Annotated in this window: 17 protein-coding genes; 13 read left to right on the forward strand and 4 right to left on the reverse strand. The window is 37.2% G+C overall.

Annotation, left to right across the window (positions count from 1 at the left end; translation table 11 throughout):
* The first annotated feature begins 17 nt into the window (after positions 1-17).
* The 3 genes from AA0X95_RS08150 (at position 18) to AA0X95_RS08160 (ending at position 2669) form a co-directional block, all read left to right on the forward strand.
* Positions 18-1055 (forward strand): glycosyltransferase, encoded by a 1038-nt coding sequence (locus tag AA0X95_RS08150; RefSeq protein ID WP_413307656.1) that lies wholly within the window; start codon positions 18-20, stop codon positions 1053-1055.
* A complete protein-coding gene (locus AA0X95_RS08155; RefSeq protein ID WP_413307659.1) occupies positions 1024-1455 on the forward strand; it encodes a GtrA family protein in 432 nt (143 codons plus the stop codon). Before AA0X95_RS08150 ends, AA0X95_RS08155 begins: the two co-directional genes overlap by 32 nt.
* A gap of 449 nt (positions 1456-1904) precedes the next feature.
* Positions 1905-2669 carry an alpha/beta fold hydrolase gene (locus AA0X95_RS08160; protein WP_413307662.1) on the forward strand — a complete coding sequence of 255 codons (765 nt, stop codon included), beginning with the start codon at positions 1905-1907 and terminating at the stop codon, positions 2667-2669.
* A 602-nt stretch (positions 2670-3271) separates the two neighbouring features.
* Here AA0X95_RS08160 and AA0X95_RS08165 read toward each other — a convergent pair.
* Entirely contained in the window at positions 3272-4477 is a 1206-nt protein-coding gene (locus tag AA0X95_RS08165) for an IS256 family transposase (protein ID WP_413299614.1), read from the reverse strand.
* A gap of 545 nt (positions 4478-5022) precedes the next feature.
* Here AA0X95_RS08165 and AA0X95_RS08170 point away from each other — a divergent pair.
* Positions 5023-5649 (forward strand): LysE family transporter, encoded by a 627-nt coding sequence (locus AA0X95_RS08170; RefSeq protein WP_413307664.1) that lies wholly within the window; start codon positions 5023-5025, stop codon positions 5647-5649.
* Between the two features lie 30 nt (positions 5650-5679).
* Here the strand turns inward: AA0X95_RS08170 and AA0X95_RS08175 are convergent, their stop codons facing one another.
* Together AA0X95_RS08175 and AA0X95_RS08180 are read right to left on the reverse strand one after the other, a co-directional pair.
* Complete coding sequence (locus AA0X95_RS08175) at positions 5680-7008, reverse strand: amino acid permease (protein WP_413307666.1); 1329 nt, start codon at positions 7006-7008, stop codon at positions 5680-5682.
* Positions 7009-7043: 35 nt separating this feature from the next.
* A complete protein-coding gene (locus AA0X95_RS08180; RefSeq protein WP_413307669.1) occupies positions 7044-7208 on the reverse strand; it encodes a hypothetical protein in 165 nt (54 codons plus the stop codon).
* 206 nt (positions 7209-7414) lie between these two features.
* Between AA0X95_RS08180 and AA0X95_RS08185 the strand changes: the two genes are divergently transcribed.
* On the forward strand, positions 7415-8170 hold the full coding sequence (locus AA0X95_RS08185) for a yteA family sporulation protein (protein ID WP_413307672.1): 756 nt from the start codon (positions 7415-7417) through the stop codon (positions 8168-8170).
* A 55-nt stretch (positions 8171-8225) separates the two neighbouring features.
* Here the strand turns inward: AA0X95_RS08185 and AA0X95_RS08190 are convergent, their stop codons facing one another.
* Positions 8226-8423 (reverse strand): YozQ family protein, encoded by a 198-nt coding sequence (locus AA0X95_RS08190; RefSeq protein ID WP_413307675.1) that lies wholly within the window; start codon positions 8421-8423, stop codon positions 8226-8228.
* A 97-nt stretch (positions 8424-8520) separates the two neighbouring features.
* Between AA0X95_RS08190 and AA0X95_RS08195 the strand changes: the two genes are divergently transcribed.
* The 8 genes from AA0X95_RS08195 to AA0X95_RS08230 all read left to right on the forward strand — a co-directional run bounded on the left by AA0X95_RS08195 (position 8521) and on the right by AA0X95_RS08230 (position 14459).
* Positions 8521-8658: a hypothetical protein gene (locus tag AA0X95_RS08195; protein ID WP_413307678.1), complete on the forward strand. Its 138-nt coding sequence runs from the start codon at positions 8521-8523 to the stop codon at positions 8656-8658.
* 20 nt (positions 8659-8678) lie between these two features.
* Positions 8679-9575 carry a cation diffusion facilitator family transporter gene (locus tag AA0X95_RS08200; RefSeq protein WP_413307681.1) on the forward strand — a complete coding sequence of 299 codons (897 nt, stop codon included), beginning with the start codon at positions 8679-8681 and terminating at the stop codon, positions 9573-9575.
* A 220-nt stretch (positions 9576-9795) separates the two neighbouring features.
* Positions 9796-10734, forward strand: a complete 939-nt coding sequence (locus AA0X95_RS08205) for a magnesium transporter CorA family protein (RefSeq protein ID WP_413307684.1) — start codon at positions 9796-9798, stop codon at positions 10732-10734.
* A 174-nt stretch (positions 10735-10908) separates the two neighbouring features.
* A complete protein-coding gene (locus AA0X95_RS08210) occupies positions 10909-12174 on the forward strand; it encodes a S8 family peptidase (protein WP_413307687.1) in 1266 nt (421 codons plus the stop codon).
* A gap of 142 nt (positions 12175-12316) precedes the next feature.
* Entirely contained in the window at positions 12317-13537 is a 1221-nt protein-coding gene (locus tag AA0X95_RS08215; protein WP_413307690.1) for a helix-turn-helix domain-containing protein, read from the forward strand.
* A gap of 10 nt (positions 13538-13547) precedes the next feature.
* The gene (locus tag AA0X95_RS08220) at positions 13548-13688 is read left to right on the forward strand and encodes a hypothetical protein (RefSeq protein ID WP_413307693.1); all 141 of its coding nucleotides are present in this window, start codon (positions 13548-13550) and stop codon (positions 13686-13688) included.
* 120 nt (positions 13689-13808) lie between these two features.
* Entirely contained in the window at positions 13809-13976 is a 168-nt protein-coding gene (locus AA0X95_RS08225) for a hypothetical protein (protein WP_413307696.1), read from the forward strand.
* A 90-nt stretch (positions 13977-14066) separates the two neighbouring features.
* Complete coding sequence (locus tag AA0X95_RS08230; RefSeq protein ID WP_413307700.1) at positions 14067-14459, forward strand: cytosolic protein; 393 nt, start codon at positions 14067-14069, stop codon at positions 14457-14459.
* Positions 14460-14682 lie beyond the last annotated feature (223 nt).

Consider the following 14682-nt stretch of genomic DNA (forward strand, 5'->3'; position numbering starts at 1 on the left):
CCGGGGGTTTTAAACAGATGATGGAACCAGTCCTTACTATTGTAGTACCATGCTATAACGAGGAAGAGGTCTTACCTGATACCATTGATCAACTTCAGTGGCTGTTAAAAGATCTGATAAACGAAGCACTTGTTTCAAAGAAAAGTAAAATTTTATTTGTTGATGATGGAAGTAAGGATCGTACATGGGAGTTAATTTATAAAGAAGGACTCCGGAGCGATTATGTTCGAGGGTTAAAATTATCACGAAATGTTGGGCATCAAAATGCCCTGCTTGCTGGGTTATTTGCTGCAAATGAGCTTTCTGATTGTGTCGTTTCCATTGACGCTGACTTACAGGATGATATTCAAGTGATCCGTGAATTTATTATTAAGTACCAAGAAGGTATTGATATTGTTTATGGTGTACGTAAAGGAAGGGATTCAGATACCTTTTTTAAAAGAAGTACCGCGCAAGGATTCTATAAGTTAATGAAAAAGATGGGGGTAGACCTCGTCTATAATCATGCTGATTTTCGTTTAATGAGCAAACGGGCTATAGAAGAGCTAGAACGCTTTAAGGAAGTGAATATGTTTTTAAGAGGAATCGTGCCACTGCTGGGATTTAAAACAGATGTCGTTTATTATAACCGGTTAGAAAGGCAGGCCGGTGAAACAAAATACCCGTTAAAAAAAATGCTAGGCTTTGCCTTTGATGGAATCACCTCCTTTTCGGTGTCGCCCATCCGGTTTGTGTTACTAATTGGATTTATTTCCTTTTTCATGAGTCTCTTATTTGGAGGGTATTTTTTAACTCTTAAAATGTTTGGTCATACAACCATGGGATGGACCTCGTTAATTACATCAATATGGTTAATTGGAGGATTGCAATTAATCGCAATCGGACTGATTGGTGAATATGTCGGGAAGATTTATAAAGAAACCAAAAAGCGGCCAAAATATATCGTCGATATCGATTCCTTTAATCTCCCAAAACCAAGGCACCATTTAGTTAATCAAACCAAAGAAGATGAGGTATTTAATCTTGATTTCAGAAAAGTATCTGATACCAACTAATCATTCACTTGTCCGTTTTTTGCTTGTGGGGTTGGTGAATACAGGGATTGGTTTGTCCATTATGTTTTTGTTGCTTAACGTTGTCGGAGCCAGTTATTGGGTCTCCACCTTTACTGGAAATGCGATCGGTGCATGTGTTAGCTTCCTATTAAATAGGGCATTTACGTTTAAAAGTACGGTTTCCTATCATAAAGGGCTGCCACGATTTATCATTGTTATATTACTATGTTATTTTAGCTCCTATTTTCTTAGTGGGAAAATGGGGGAATGGATCAGCCAATATTGTATCATCAGTCCTGAAATGGTGAAAAATGTTTCTGTTCTTTTAGGCAGTGTGTTTTATACCATCAGCAATTATCTAGGACAAAAATACTTAGTCTTTACAACTAAAACCGGCTAAAAAGAGATTTCTATATAATGGTAAGCTGTTCTCTTTTGGAGTACTCGCAGGTAAAAAACTCATATAAATACAGGTTAAATAGCAGAGCAATTCGCATAAGAATTCACTCTGCTATTTTTTGATTTGATGGTGGTTATGACAATCTTCATACCAAAATTAACATTATAAATAGCAGGTTAATTAGCAGGAGCATAATAAAAATTATGCTTCTGCTAATTGCAGTTCGAAAAGACTTGCTAATTTGATAACAAAAAAACGACAGTTACCCTGTCGTCATTAAAATTTCTTATTGAACATAAGTATCCGTTAGCTTAACAACACTTGTCAATAGATGTTAACTAAAGTAGAAACATTAGTTATCCGATGGATGAAAAAGCTGGTTCTAAATATATTCTAAAAAAACTTAAATATTATAATAAGTTAGAATATTCTAAAAAAGAGGTGATGATATGCCGTTTTCAACTTTAAGAAGTAAAAAAGTTTATTATGAAGAGTTAGGACAAGAGCAATGTGATACCCCTATACTTTTTATACATGGTGGTGGTGGAAACCATAACATTTGGATGGAACAAGTTAACTCCTTAAACTTACATAATCACGTCGTCGCCTTAGACCTCCCAGGACACGGTCAATCTGAAGGACCGGCTTGTTCATCTATTCAAGAATATGCAGATTGGGTTTGTGAATTTATCTCCAGCTATTTGAAAGGTAAGAAAGTTGTTATTGTCGGTCACTCTATGGGTGGTGCGATTGTCCAACAAATTGTGGTAGACGGATTTGACCAAATTGAAGGAATTGTAATGGTTTTTACTGGAGCTAAACTGGAAATACCACCTGAGTTTTTGGATCAGGTAAGAAAAGGGGAAATCAGCCAGGAATCATTTCTTGCTGCTTTTTCTCCTAAAACGGCAGAAACTGTGCACCAAAAAGTAGGAAGCTGTCTTTCTCAAACCACTTTGGAAAGCACTATTCTAGATTTTGAAGCTTTAAATCAATATGATTTTAGTAAATCGCTTGATAAGGTTAAAGTTCCTGCATTAATAATTGTAGGGGAAGATGATTTTCTCACTCCTCCAGACCTATCACAATTTTTGCATGAATCAATTGCAAATTCAAAATTAACAATTGTACCAGCTACTGGACACTATGTTGTAAATGAACAGCCTGAAACTTTTCAAAATTATGTTCAAACGTTCATAAATAACCTGACTTAAAACTCTTATAATCTCATACTAAAAGCAGTGAGATTTCGGGTGTGAAATCCACTGCTTTTATACTTGTTTTTATATACACTTTTTCCTATGTGGGTACTCCAAAAGAAACGGCTTAATATAATGGTTAACGGGTTTACTTTTGGGGTGCAAAACTTTAAAATGCAGCTCAATTCTCTAATTCATTCTCGTATTATTTAACAATTTAATTCACGAGAAAAATCACACTAGGACTTATCCTTCATAACCAGGATGAAGACATTTTTCTTGTTTCCCAACCAAATTTTGTCCTTCATAACCTAGATGAAGAACATTTTTCTTGTTTCCCAACCAAATTTTGTCCTTCATAACCTTGATGAAGGACATTTTTCTTGTAGCCCAAGGGAATGTAAATTATTTTGTGTAAATGGTTAAATCCTATATGATTTGACTATATTGAAACTAAAGTGTTCTTACCTACTAGGGGGATAGGGCAATGCTGGGGAGCAACCCGAGCACCTAGTAGGGTTCTGTACAAAAGGAGAGAGGATTTTTCCTCTCTTTTTCCTTTTGGGAGAACGAAAGCGATAAACCCTTAGGGCAGAGCCCTAACTTAACTACGTCAATTATTTCCCAAGCCGGCCCTCAAACATGATATCAAACTGCTGTCTACATTCTAACCATCCAGGAATAGGATTAGACCATTTATCTGTAACTCCAACAGTCGCAAGGTAAACAATTTTCCTTAATGCATTATCCGTTGGATAAGCAGTTTTTGTTTTTGTGACTTTCCTTAGTTGTCTATGGAATGCTTCAATAGTGTTGGTTGTGTAAATTAACTTTCTAATCTCTACTGGGTAAGAAAAGAAAGTCGTGAGTTCTAGCCAGTTGGTCTCCCATGATTTAATAACAGAAGGATATTTCTTTCCCCACTTTTCTTTAAACTCATCAAATTCCAATTCTGCTTGTTCAATTGTATATGCTTTATATACCTTTTTTAAATCGTCCATAAGTTCCTTACGGAATTTGTGAGGAACACACTTTACATTATTTCGTAATTGATGAATGATACAAGACTGAATATCTGTTTTCGGAAACGTGGCATTAATTGCCTCTGAAAATCCAGAAAGCCCGTCTTTACAGGCAATTAGGATATCTTGTACACCACGACTCTTCAAATCTTGGCAAACGTTCAACCAAAAACTAGCACTCTCATCTTCGCCGATCCAAATACCAAGAATGTCCTTAATACCATCTGTATTTACGCCTAAAACTGTATAAGCTGCCTTACTAACAATCCTATTTTCATGCTTAACTTTAAAGTGTATTGCATCCAAAAACACAATAGGATACACAGGGTCTAGTAGACGGGACTGCCATTCATAGACAAGAGGCAACACTTTGTCTGTAACCTTACTTACTAAACTAGAAGAGACGTTAATACCATAAATATCCTTCATGTGGTCCTCAATATCCCGTGTGGACATACCTTTAGAATAAAGGGCAATTATTTGATCCTCTAATCCATTAATAGAGGTCTCATATTTCTTTATAATCTGCGGTTCATATTCACCTTTACGATCTCTAGGGATATTTAACTTGGTTTCACCTAACTTAGATTTAATGGTCTTTTTACTATAGCCATTCCGGCTATTTCCCGTATTGATACCTTTAGAATCATGTTTGGAGTACCCAAGGTGCTCCTCAATCTCAGCCTCGAAAACCTGTTGGAGAGTCTCCTTGAAAAGGTCCCTAATCATGGCATGAATATCGTCCACTGTTTCACATTGACCTGCCAATTCTCTAATTGTCATATCCCTATAATTTTGCATAAATGATCATCTCCTTAATTGGTAAGTATAACCATTTACACAAAACTATAGACGTTCTCTAGCCCAACTGAGTTTTGTCCTTCATAACACGGATGAAGGACATTTTTTTGTTGCATAGCCTAGTTTTGTCCTTCATAACACGGATGAAGGACATTTTTCTTGTTGCATAGCCTAGTTTTGTCCTTCACAGCCCAGGTAAACACATTATTTTGATTAGCCCTGGATTTTCAATTTAATAAACACCTAAAATCACACTAATTTTCACAAGCCTTCCAATAATTATTTCAGCCCTGTGAATTGTCTTGTGATTTCATTTGTGAAAAGTTTGTAAAGGTTAATAGAAAACCTGCTTTACCAACAAAAAAACGCATTAGAATTCATATGTGAATTCCAATGCGTTAATATTTGCGATTTACTTGTTTGCACCTTTAAAGTAAACCCGATATATAATGGTAGGCTCTTTTTTTATTTTTTGTCGTACAACCCTCCCTAGCTGAATAAAAATGGGTAGACAGGCTTTTTATTCAATTTAGGGAGAGATAAAAATGAATGTATTCTTAAGCTATATCTTATTGGGGTTGTCGCTTGCTGCTCCTATTGGTCCTATTAATGCGGCACAAATTGACAGGGGAATAAGAAATGGCTTTATGCACTCATGGCTTATTGGGGTGGGGGCCGTTGTCGCTGATGGAGTGTATATGCTTGTTGTTTACATAGGTGTGGTTCAGTTTTTGGAGACAGCCTTTATGCAAACCTTTCTTTGGTGTTTTGGCTGTTTTGTTCTCATGTATACCGGTATTGAAACCTTCATGAGTGCAGGAAAAATTAACCTTGAGCATACAAGGGGAAATGAACCTCTTTTAAAGTCTTTTGTTTCTGGTTTCCTGATGTCTATATCGAATCCCCTAACGATTTTGTTTTGGTTGGGTATATATGGTTCTGTTCTTGCGAAAACAGCAGCAACCTATGAACGGAACGAGTTGATACTTTACAGCAGTGCTATTTTTATCGGTTTGTTACTTTGGGATATAACAATGGCAGGAGTGGCCAGCAGTTTTCGAAAGTTCCTGACCTCCAGATTATTAGTTAGTATTTCCCTTCTTTCTGGTGTGTCCTTAATTGGCTTTGGTATTTACTTCGGCATGCAGGCCTTTCAGGTGTTATTTGGATAAAACGAAAGCCAGCGAATATTCGCTGGCTTTCTATGCTGTTGGCCAAGGCTTAAGCACTTTCTTTTTACTCTTCTTTTTTTCTTTATTCCATCTAAATTGCATAATAAAAGTGATGACTCCTATGACGCATAAAAAGGCTAAGCTGATAAAAAATCCTGGCCTGCTAGTGTCATGGAACAGGGTTCCGGTAACAGCAATTAAAATAAATAGCGCACCAATAGAATAGAATATTTTATCTTTTACCTTCAGTTCCAAGATTTTTCTTGAGGAAGCTAATATAAAAATCCAATTATATAGAAGCATTAAACTTGCTGCTGTTGTGATATATTCGTAAATTTTATCAGGCATTACTAATGCTGCTACAATCGAGGCAGTAATTCCTATCATGGTGATCAACAATGTAAATAGAGGAACCTTTAATTTCCCCTTTTTAGAAAAGCATGCTGGCGCATCGCCTTCTTCTCCTAAGGTCATAAGAACACTGGTTACCCCATAAAGTGAAGCGGTCATTGTTGAAAACCCAGCAATAATTAACGCAGCATTAAAGAAGTGAGGCACAAACGAAAGGTGATAGGTATCTAAGGCAACGACAAAGGGACTTTCTTTCGTATTAAATTCCTTCCATGGAACCATAAGCACAGTCAGACCAATCGAAAGGACATAAATAAAGGTAAGTATAAATAGCATCACTTTTCCAGCTTTCGGTGCCTCTTCTGGATTTTTTAAATTGGTTGCCATTAATCCTAAAATTTCGATGCCTCCGAATGCGTAGAAGGCAAAAATGACGGCAGACCACAAACCTTTTAGCCCATGAGGAATTAAATCCTTCTTGGTTTCAGGATAAGAAATTGGCCGGTCACCGTCGATTACACCAAAAATAGCTAAAGCTGCAATAATGACAAACATTAAGATGGCAGAAATTTTTAAAATGGCAAGAATGTTTTCCATTTTATTTAAAAGACCTATTCCAATAAGAATAACGGTTATTCCAAGAACACCGTATATGGTGGCAAAAATCCATAAGGGTATTTTAGGAAACCAAAAGCGAGAAAAAATCGACAAGGCTGTCATTTGGCTTCCCATAATGAGTACTTCTGAGCTCCAATACACCCAACCACTGCTAAAGCCTGCCCATCGACCATAGGCTTTTTTTGCATAGGATCGAAAACCACCTTTAAGCGGCTCCTTAGATGTCATTTTAGAGAGTGCATCAAAGACAAAGTAGGTCCCAATTGCCGCAATGACAAATGCAATTAAGATGGATGGTCCCGTCATCTTTATAGCTAAGCTGGACCCAAGGAAAAATCCAGTACCAATGGTGCAGCCAACTCCGAAGAGAGAAAGCTGCCACCATTTCATATTGCTTTGTTCCCCTTCCGTCGATTTAGCTTTACTCATTGAAGGTCACGGCCAGTTGCTCCTGGCGATTTATCGGTATTATCTTGGTTATTATACTCAGGGTCATTTAAACCAGGCTTTTGTTCTTTGTCAGAACCTAGATATTCCCCTTCATGTTTTTGTTGAACACTTCTAAATTTACGAAAGTTTTCATTTACCATAAAAATCTCCTCTTTCTCATCATTTATATCCTTTAAGATGCGCGTGAAGACAAATCTTATTCGAATTCCTTGGAAGCATTACAGATTGAATTTTGCTGGAATTAAATATTTGTTACATAATCAAACGCGAAACAAATGAAAATATAAAGTATAAATGTTTGTTGAAAAAAGATTCACTTGCGCTTTTCATGAAAGGAGTTTTTCTTATGTTATCTACACAGCAGTTAGCTGAGTTACGTTTACAATTATTGCAGGAAAAGAATGATGTGGAAGAGCATTTAGAACAAAATGATCATCTCGGGTTGGAAAGAGGTCATTTTCATGAGTCAATGGGGGAATTGTCCAGTTATGATAATCACCCCGCAGATGAAGGAACCGAGCTTTATGAACGTGAGAAGGATATTGCTTTAAATGAACATTATGAGCTGCAGCTTAGAAATATTAATCACGCTCTTGAAGCCATGGAAAATGGAACATACGGAAAATGTGAAGTATGTGGTAGTGAGATACCGATTGAGCGTTTAGAGGCATTGCCAAACACTACTTATTGTATTGAACATAGTCCTGACCAAATTGTTTCTCACAATCGTCCGGTTGAAGAAGGGGTATTAATGCCGGACTTTGGGAAGTTTGATATGGATGAAAAGGATGAAAATGTCGCCTATGATGCAGAGGATTCATGGCAGGAAGTTGCTCAGTGGGGAACTTCTGAAACACCGTCAGATTTAGCCTTCCCACAGGATGATTATCAGGATATTTACGAAGAAGCAAACGAAAATGTTGGATATGTAGAAGACTTCGAAAATTTCGTGGGTACTGATATGTATGGAAAGAATATAACGGTTTATCCTAATCCACAGCATGAGCAATACGAAAATGCACTGGATGAAGAAGGAATCATGACTAGTTTCGGCGATTTACCAGCATATGAACATGATCCGTATGTGGATGACGACAAATAAACTGAAGTTCAAAAAAAGAAAACAGCTTTCGGTTGAGAGCTGTTTTCTCTGATTTTTATTTCTCGTCGTTATCGGCCTGTCCATTTGCGTCATCACTGACGGAACCAACTGCTCCTTCCATATAGGTATCGCTCACTTGTTCATGTGTGGTTGCAAGGCCAGATGAAAGGGCATCTCCTTTTTGATAGTCGCTTGTATCAAAAACACGACCTGCGATTTCTGCACTTTTGTTATTTGTACTCTTTTTTTCCAAATGAACCACTCCTTCATTAATTTTGGTACAACGGTATTTTTTCCCTTTTTACTCATGTATTACACATAAAAAAATAAATCTTTAGGGAGTGAATAAAATGAACAAAAAAAACGAATTTCCAACACGAGAAGAATTAGACGAAGCGTTTCATTTCTTGCATGATCAAATTAACAGGATTTCAGTGGTTGAGGAAGTCGAAATGATGATAGATGAGCAAGAAAATCTAAAAGGATAAGGCTAAAAAGGTGGTTTAGTATGGAAATGAGAGAAACCTTGGCTAAAAAAATTGCCTGGATTAGTGTAATCAGCAATATTATCTTAACGGTAGGAAAAATTGCGATCGGGTGGTATGGAAATAGTGATGCCGTCTTTGCTGATGGGATTCATTCCGCTGCCGATGTCTTTGCTTCGATTATTGTCCTGTTGGTAATTAAAATAGCGAATAAACCTGCAGACACGGAACATCCATACGGACATGGGAAAGCTGAGGTTATTGTTTCGGGAATTATAGGAATCTTACTCTTCCTTGTTGCTATATATGTCGTTTACGAGGGAATCAGCGGCTTTTTTCATGAAGTGGAGTCGCCGAGTTTACTGGCCATGTGGGTTGCTTTATTTTCGTATATAACAAAGATTATTTTATACAGGAGTTCACTTAGGGTTGCTCAGCAGCATAATAGTAAGGCGATTGAAGCCATTGCGTTTGACCATAAAGCAGATATTGTGGCGTCTATCGCTGCAGCAATTGGGGTCCTACTTTCTATTATTGGGGAACGAATGGATATTCACTTCTTACTTTATGGAGATAAGGCAGCAAGTATTTTTGTGGCCTACTTAATTTTTAAAATTGCTAAGGAAATGTTAATGGAGGCATTTGATATCTTATTAGAGCGTAATATCAATTCAGATACATTGCAGGAATACATTGAAGTGATCAATCATTTTGATGAAGTTAGAAGGATTGACCGCATAAGAGCGAGAGAGCATGGACATTATGTGTTAGTTGATTTACGTATCTCCATTGATCATTTTAAAACAATAAAGCAAGGCCATGATCTCGCCAAAACCATTAAACAAAAGCTGATGGATCAATTTGATAACATACATGAAGTGCTGATTCACTTAAATCCGTATTTTCCAGAAGATAAATAAAAAAACTCCTTTGTACTTTTGAGCGTTAGGGTTTATGATAGGAAAGGAATATAAAAAAGTTAGAGGGAGTTGATATTGTTGAGTTATTCCGTTGACCCGGACCCAAGTAGGCGAGGGGAAGTCAATGTCTTTGAATGGATTGAATTGAATAATAGCAAGAATATCAACTCTGGAAAAGGTTGTTGGCTTCCTCAAAACAAGTAGGCGAGGAGGTTTTTGCATGTTAGAAATTTTTAAAAGTACGGAAACAAAAGTGCTAGAAAAAGTTGATATCATTTCAAAAGGCTGTTGGGTTAATATGCATGCTCCAACAGCAGAAGAAATCAATCGAGTTTCTACTGATGCTCAAGTAGACGTTGATATCATCAAAGATGCATTGGATGATGAAGAACGTCCGAGGATTGAACGCGATGACGGCAGAGTATATATCATCGTTGACTTTCCGTATATCGTTAAGGATGAAACAGGCTATGAAGGGTATGAGACCATTCCAATTGGCATTATCCTAACAGATGAATGCCTTATCACTGTTTCATTGAAGGATACACCGATTTTAGAGGAATTTAAGAGAAACAGAGTTAAAGAGTTTTTTACCTTTAAGAAAACCCGCTTCGCTCTGCAAATCTTGTTTGTGATTTCATCCTATTATCTTCGGTACTTAAAACAAATTAACAAGAAAACCAATGAAATTGAACGAGTCGTTCACCAGTCATTGAAGAATAAAGAACTATATGCCTTTCTAGCTCTAGAAAAAAGTTTGGTTTACTTTACGACTTCATTAAAATCTAATAAGGTCGTCCTGGACAAAATTCTGCGCTTTAACTACTTAAAAATGTATGAAGAAGACAAAGATTTGTTGGAAGACGTAATTATTGAAAAAACACAGGCAATAGAAATGGCCGAAACTTACCGTTCAATCTTGAGCGGAATGATGAACGCTTTTGCATCGATCATATCTAATAATTTGAACATCGTTATGAAGTTCTTAACCTCCATTACGATTATTTTAGCCTTACCAACGATGGTAGCCAGCTTTTATGGAATGAACGTAGATATACCGTTTCAACATATTCGTCACCCCTATGTCATTCCACTTTCTATCTCGGTCTTTTTTGCCAGCTTAACTGCATTTATTTTTTGGAAAAAGAAATATTTCTAGATTGCCAGCCATTTTTTTGGCTGGTTTTTTTATTTTTTTTGATTGTTTATATTTGAAAATTAAAAATTTTCCCAACCTCCAGTAGGACTATTTGTCCATATATATTCAGAAAAATCAAAATATAATTAAGGAGTAGTGAGTGTGCTGTAAACAAAGTTTGAGAGGAGTAACTTGATGAAGAGAAAGAGAATTCTTGGGGCTACGGTAATGAGTGTGGTTATGGGAATTTCAATGTTTGCAACCGGGGCATTTGGTCAGCAAACAAGTGGTAAGGAGACTTACCGGGTATTAATTCAGGGACCTGCCTCCGAAAAGGCGAAAGCAAAGGCAAATTATGGAGTTCGCTGGGACTTTGACAGCAAAGGGTTTACAACAACAGTCAATGCACAGCAATACGAGGCACTTTTACACAATAAAAACTTAACGATTGAAAAAATTTCAGAAGTAAACGTAGGAACTATGAGAGAAGTAGCGGCAGCCAAACCGGGCGGAACAACAGGTGCAGTTCCTAGTGATCGAACACCATGGGGAATACAAGCGATCTATAATGATGCTGCCATCGCGGCTACATCCGGCGGAAGTGGAATCACAGTAGCTGTCTTAGATACAGGTGTAAATAAAAACCATGCTGATTTAGCCAGCAATGTAAAGCAATGTCAGGACTTTTCACAAACAAAAGTTTCTTGGGTAGATGGGACTTGTTCAGATGGTAACGGACATGGAACACATGTATCTGGTACGGTGCTTGCTAACGGTGGAAGCACAGGTAAGGGAATTTACGGTGTGGCTCCAGAAGCAAACCTATGGTCCTATAAAGTATTGAACGACCGTGGCAGCGGCTATTCGGATGATATTGCTGCAGCCATTAATAAGGTAGCAGATGAAGCTGTTCGTACGGGGTCAAAAGTCATTATATCTATGTCACTAGGGTCAAGCTCAAAGGATTCGCTCATCTCTAGTGCTGTGGATTATGCATATGGTAAAGGTGTGCTGGTTGTAGCCGCTGCGGGTAATGACGGCCCTGGAGACAATACGATTGGTTACCCTGGTGCATTAGTGAATGCAGTAGCCGTTGCTGCATTAGAGAATGTACAGGAAAATGGTACGTATCGTGTAGCTGATTTCTCATCGAGAGGAAATCCGGCAACCGACGGTGACTTCGTGATTCAAGAGCGTGATGTAGAGGTATCTGCACCAGGCCGAGCAATTGAGTCGACCTGGAAGGATGGCGGATACAACACCATTAGTGGCACATCGATGGCAACTCCACATGTTTCTGGTCTTGCTGCGAAGATTTGGTCAGCAAACCCATCTTGGTCAGCCAGCCAACTCCGTGCGGAACTGCAGAACAGAGCTAAAGCGTATGATATTAAAGGTGGAACAGGTGCAGCTACTGGTGATGATTACGCCTCAGGCTTTGGTTTCCCAAGAGTAAAATAATGATAAGGGCCATCTAGACTTGGTGTCTGGGTGGCTTTTAAATGTATTATTCAATCTTTTGAAAATAATCTGAAAAATATTTGAAAAATAAGTTACTATAGTAGTAAAATGGTAAAAAAAAGAAAGGCAAGCTGGTGGTTATATGGAATTCGGGGCATTGATAAAGTTTTATCGTACGCAAAGAGGTATCACTCAAGCGGAGCTTGCAAAAGGGATATGCTCTGTCCCGCATTTAAGCAAAATTGAGAACAACTCCAAAGAAGCGAATGAGGAAACGATTTCTCTCTTACTGGAACGACTAGATATTAGTTTGGAGGAGATAGAGGAGAAAGAGGATCAAATCAAAATCTTACTACGTGAATTTGCAGAAAAGATTAATTTTTATCAAAAGGATAAAATTGATGAAACCTTCCAACATTTAAAAGAAATTGAGCATATTATACCATTTTCTAAGTATATCTATGTTTGGGAATTATATAAGTTTAGATACTTAATCTTTAAAGGGTTAGTGGTTGATGCGGAAAATCAAAGGGATCTATTATACAAGCAAAAGAAGAATTTTTCCCAACATGAAGACTATTTATTTAGATACTATAATGCGGTATTTTTAATGTGGAAGGGTCAATATAAAAACGCAGATGATATCCTTGATGCATTGCATGCGGAAAATGGAAATGAAACAACAGATGGAGAATTTCTTTATCATCGTGCACTAATAAAAAGTTCCCTCGAGCAGTCAGGTCATGCTATCCACTTTGGAAAAATGGCGCTGCAGATCTTTATGAATCAGCATAACTTTTATAGGATTCTTCACACGTTGATGCTTTTAGGGATCAATTACACCCACTCCAATATTTATGAGGAAGCCCAAGGATGCTTTCAACATCTGATACGTAACGCAGAATTATTAAAGGAAGAGAGAATGCTTCCACAAATTTACCACAATATGGGTCATTTGCAGGATAAAATGAGAAATGTAAAGGGTGCACTCTATTACTACGAAAAAAGTCTCGATTTGCAACCCAATTTTAATCAACACTATCTAGTGACCTTATACGCCATAGGAGAAATTAACTATTCTCTCCATTCAGTTGAGAAAGCAAGAGAATGTTTTCAAGAAGTCCATTCCCTTGCGAAGGATTTAGGTGTGAAGAAATACAGGCTTTTAGCAGATTTTTATTTATTCCTTTTGACTTCTCCAGCAAAAGGGTTTAAATATTTAGAAACAAAAGTAATCCCTTATTTTGAAGAAGCAAATGAGCATATTGATGACCTTACCCGTTTTTATAAAATGCTTGCTGATTATTACAATGGTAGGGGAATGATTATTGAAGCAGTGAATTATTTAAATAAAATAACTTAGGAGGTTTATTATGAAAAAAATTGTTGTGCTATTAATGTCGGTTTCGATGCTTGCTCTCTTTACTTCAGCCAAGATTGTAGATGTTCAAAAGTCGGTTAATGTAGCCTATTCTGGCCCTTCTGAACATCCTATTCAACCGCCAATCGGTTGATCGTGGAAGCAAATCCCTGATAATATCAGGGATTTTTTTTTGTGGGAATGTAAGTGCATAAGAAGGTAGACAATAGGATTAATTTCATGAATTTAAATAATGGTAAGAGAGGTGATTGAAATGAAAAAACAAGAAAATGATCGGAAAAGTATAGAGGAAGAGTGGGAAAAGAAGACCATGCAAGAATTGTTTGGAATGGAGCCTGAGATGACTTTGCAATCAGCTCGTTTTGCTACAACTGAAAATCCGCTCTTAACCGAATATAATCTAGAGAGAAATGAAGAATAGATATTTTTGATAAAGAGAATGAATCCTGCCTTTTAAGGGGTATTCTAAGAATATGTGTTTTAATTCCAGTAGAAGGTTAAGGAGGACAAAATGAAATCATTTGTTGTTGGTTTTCATCAAGAAGATAACGTGGATGCAATGCAAATACAAAAGCTTAGTCAAGAGGAGTTTGAGAAGGCCACTGAGGGTGGGACAAGACATTTATTTGAACTCGACACAAACATTGGACTCTTTGTATTCTTTGATGGGGCAGATGTAGATGGAAATCTATCCTATATGGTGCTGCAGTATGAAGAAGAAAATGAAGAACCGTCTGCCTGCTATTCTTTCCAGTTAAAGGATTTCTACGAATTTATGGCGCTGTACTTAAATGATATTGATTACGAGGAAACAGGTGAAGAGGAGCAAGAATACGGTGCCATGCAACACTTAGCTCATTTAATCTTCCATATCGTTGAAGAAGGTAGAGATTTGAAGGTTTAGGAAGTAGAATTTGACCTTTTACTTAGGGTTTTCGCTATAAAAAGGTAAGGACGCCGGTCGTGGCGTCCTTTTTGTGTAAAAGAGTGTGTTTTATGTATTAAAAATAAAAAGATGTACCTTTAAAATTTTTTAATGAGCGAATCTATTGAGGTTATGAGCGTATTTCAATTTTTATGAGCGAATTTTTACTATTTATGAGCGAATCCACTAAATATATGAGCGA

It is taken from the genome of Neobacillus phoenicis, assembly GCF_047302305.1.
In the GTDB taxonomy this organism is placed as follows: Bacteria; Bacillota; Bacilli; order Bacillales; family Cytobacillaceae; genus Neobacillus.

What these genes read in the sequence shown, in the direction of transcription:
- AA0X95_RS08205 (WP_413307684.1), top strand. Translation starts at nt 9,796, where the DNA reads ATGTTAGAAATTTTTAAAAGTACGGAAACAAAAGTGCTAGAAAAAGTT.
- AA0X95_RS08180 (WP_413307669.1), bottom strand. Translation starts at nt 7,208, where the DNA reads ATGGTAAATGAAAACTTTCGTAAATTTAGAAGTGTTCAACAAAAACAT.
- AA0X95_RS08200 (WP_413307681.1), top strand. Translation starts at nt 8,679, where the DNA reads ATGGAAATGAGAGAAACCTTGGCTAAAAAAATTGCCTGGATTAGTGTA.
- AA0X95_RS08185 (WP_413307672.1), top strand. Translation starts at nt 7,415, where the DNA reads ATGTTATCTACACAGCAGTTAGCTGAGTTACGTTTACAATTATTGCAG.
- AA0X95_RS08195 (WP_413307678.1), top strand. Translation starts at nt 8,521, where the DNA reads ATGAACAAAAAAAACGAATTTCCAACACGAGAAGAATTAGACGAAGCG.
- AA0X95_RS08225 (WP_413307696.1), top strand. Translation starts at nt 13,809, where the DNA reads ATGAAAAAACAAGAAAATGATCGGAAAAGTATAGAGGAAGAGTGGGAA.
- AA0X95_RS08230 (WP_413307700.1), top strand. Translation starts at nt 14,067, where the DNA reads ATGAAATCATTTGTTGTTGGTTTTCATCAAGAAGATAACGTGGATGCA.
- AA0X95_RS08160 (WP_413307662.1), top strand. Translation starts at nt 1,905, where the DNA reads ATGCCGTTTTCAACTTTAAGAAGTAAAAAAGTTTATTATGAAGAGTTA.
- AA0X95_RS08175 (WP_413307666.1), bottom strand. Translation starts at nt 7,008, where the DNA reads ATGAAATGGTGGCAGCTTTCTCTCTTCGGAGTTGGCTGCACCATTGGT.
- AA0X95_RS08165 (WP_413299614.1), bottom strand. Translation starts at nt 4,477, where the DNA reads ATGCAAAATTATAGGGATATGACAATTAGAGAATTGGCAGGTCAATGT.
- AA0X95_RS08210 (WP_413307687.1), top strand. Translation starts at nt 10,909, where the DNA reads ATGAAGAGAAAGAGAATTCTTGGGGCTACGGTAATGAGTGTGGTTATG.
- AA0X95_RS08220 (WP_413307693.1), top strand. Translation starts at nt 13,548, where the DNA reads ATGAAAAAAATTGTTGTGCTATTAATGTCGGTTTCGATGCTTGCTCTC.
- AA0X95_RS08170 (WP_413307664.1), top strand. Translation starts at nt 5,023, where the DNA reads ATGAATGTATTCTTAAGCTATATCTTATTGGGGTTGTCGCTTGCTGCT.
- AA0X95_RS08215 (WP_413307690.1), top strand. Translation starts at nt 12,317, where the DNA reads ATGGAATTCGGGGCATTGATAAAGTTTTATCGTACGCAAAGAGGTATC.
- AA0X95_RS08150 (WP_413307656.1), top strand. Translation starts at nt 18, where the DNA reads ATGATGGAACCAGTCCTTACTATTGTAGTACCATGCTATAACGAGGAA.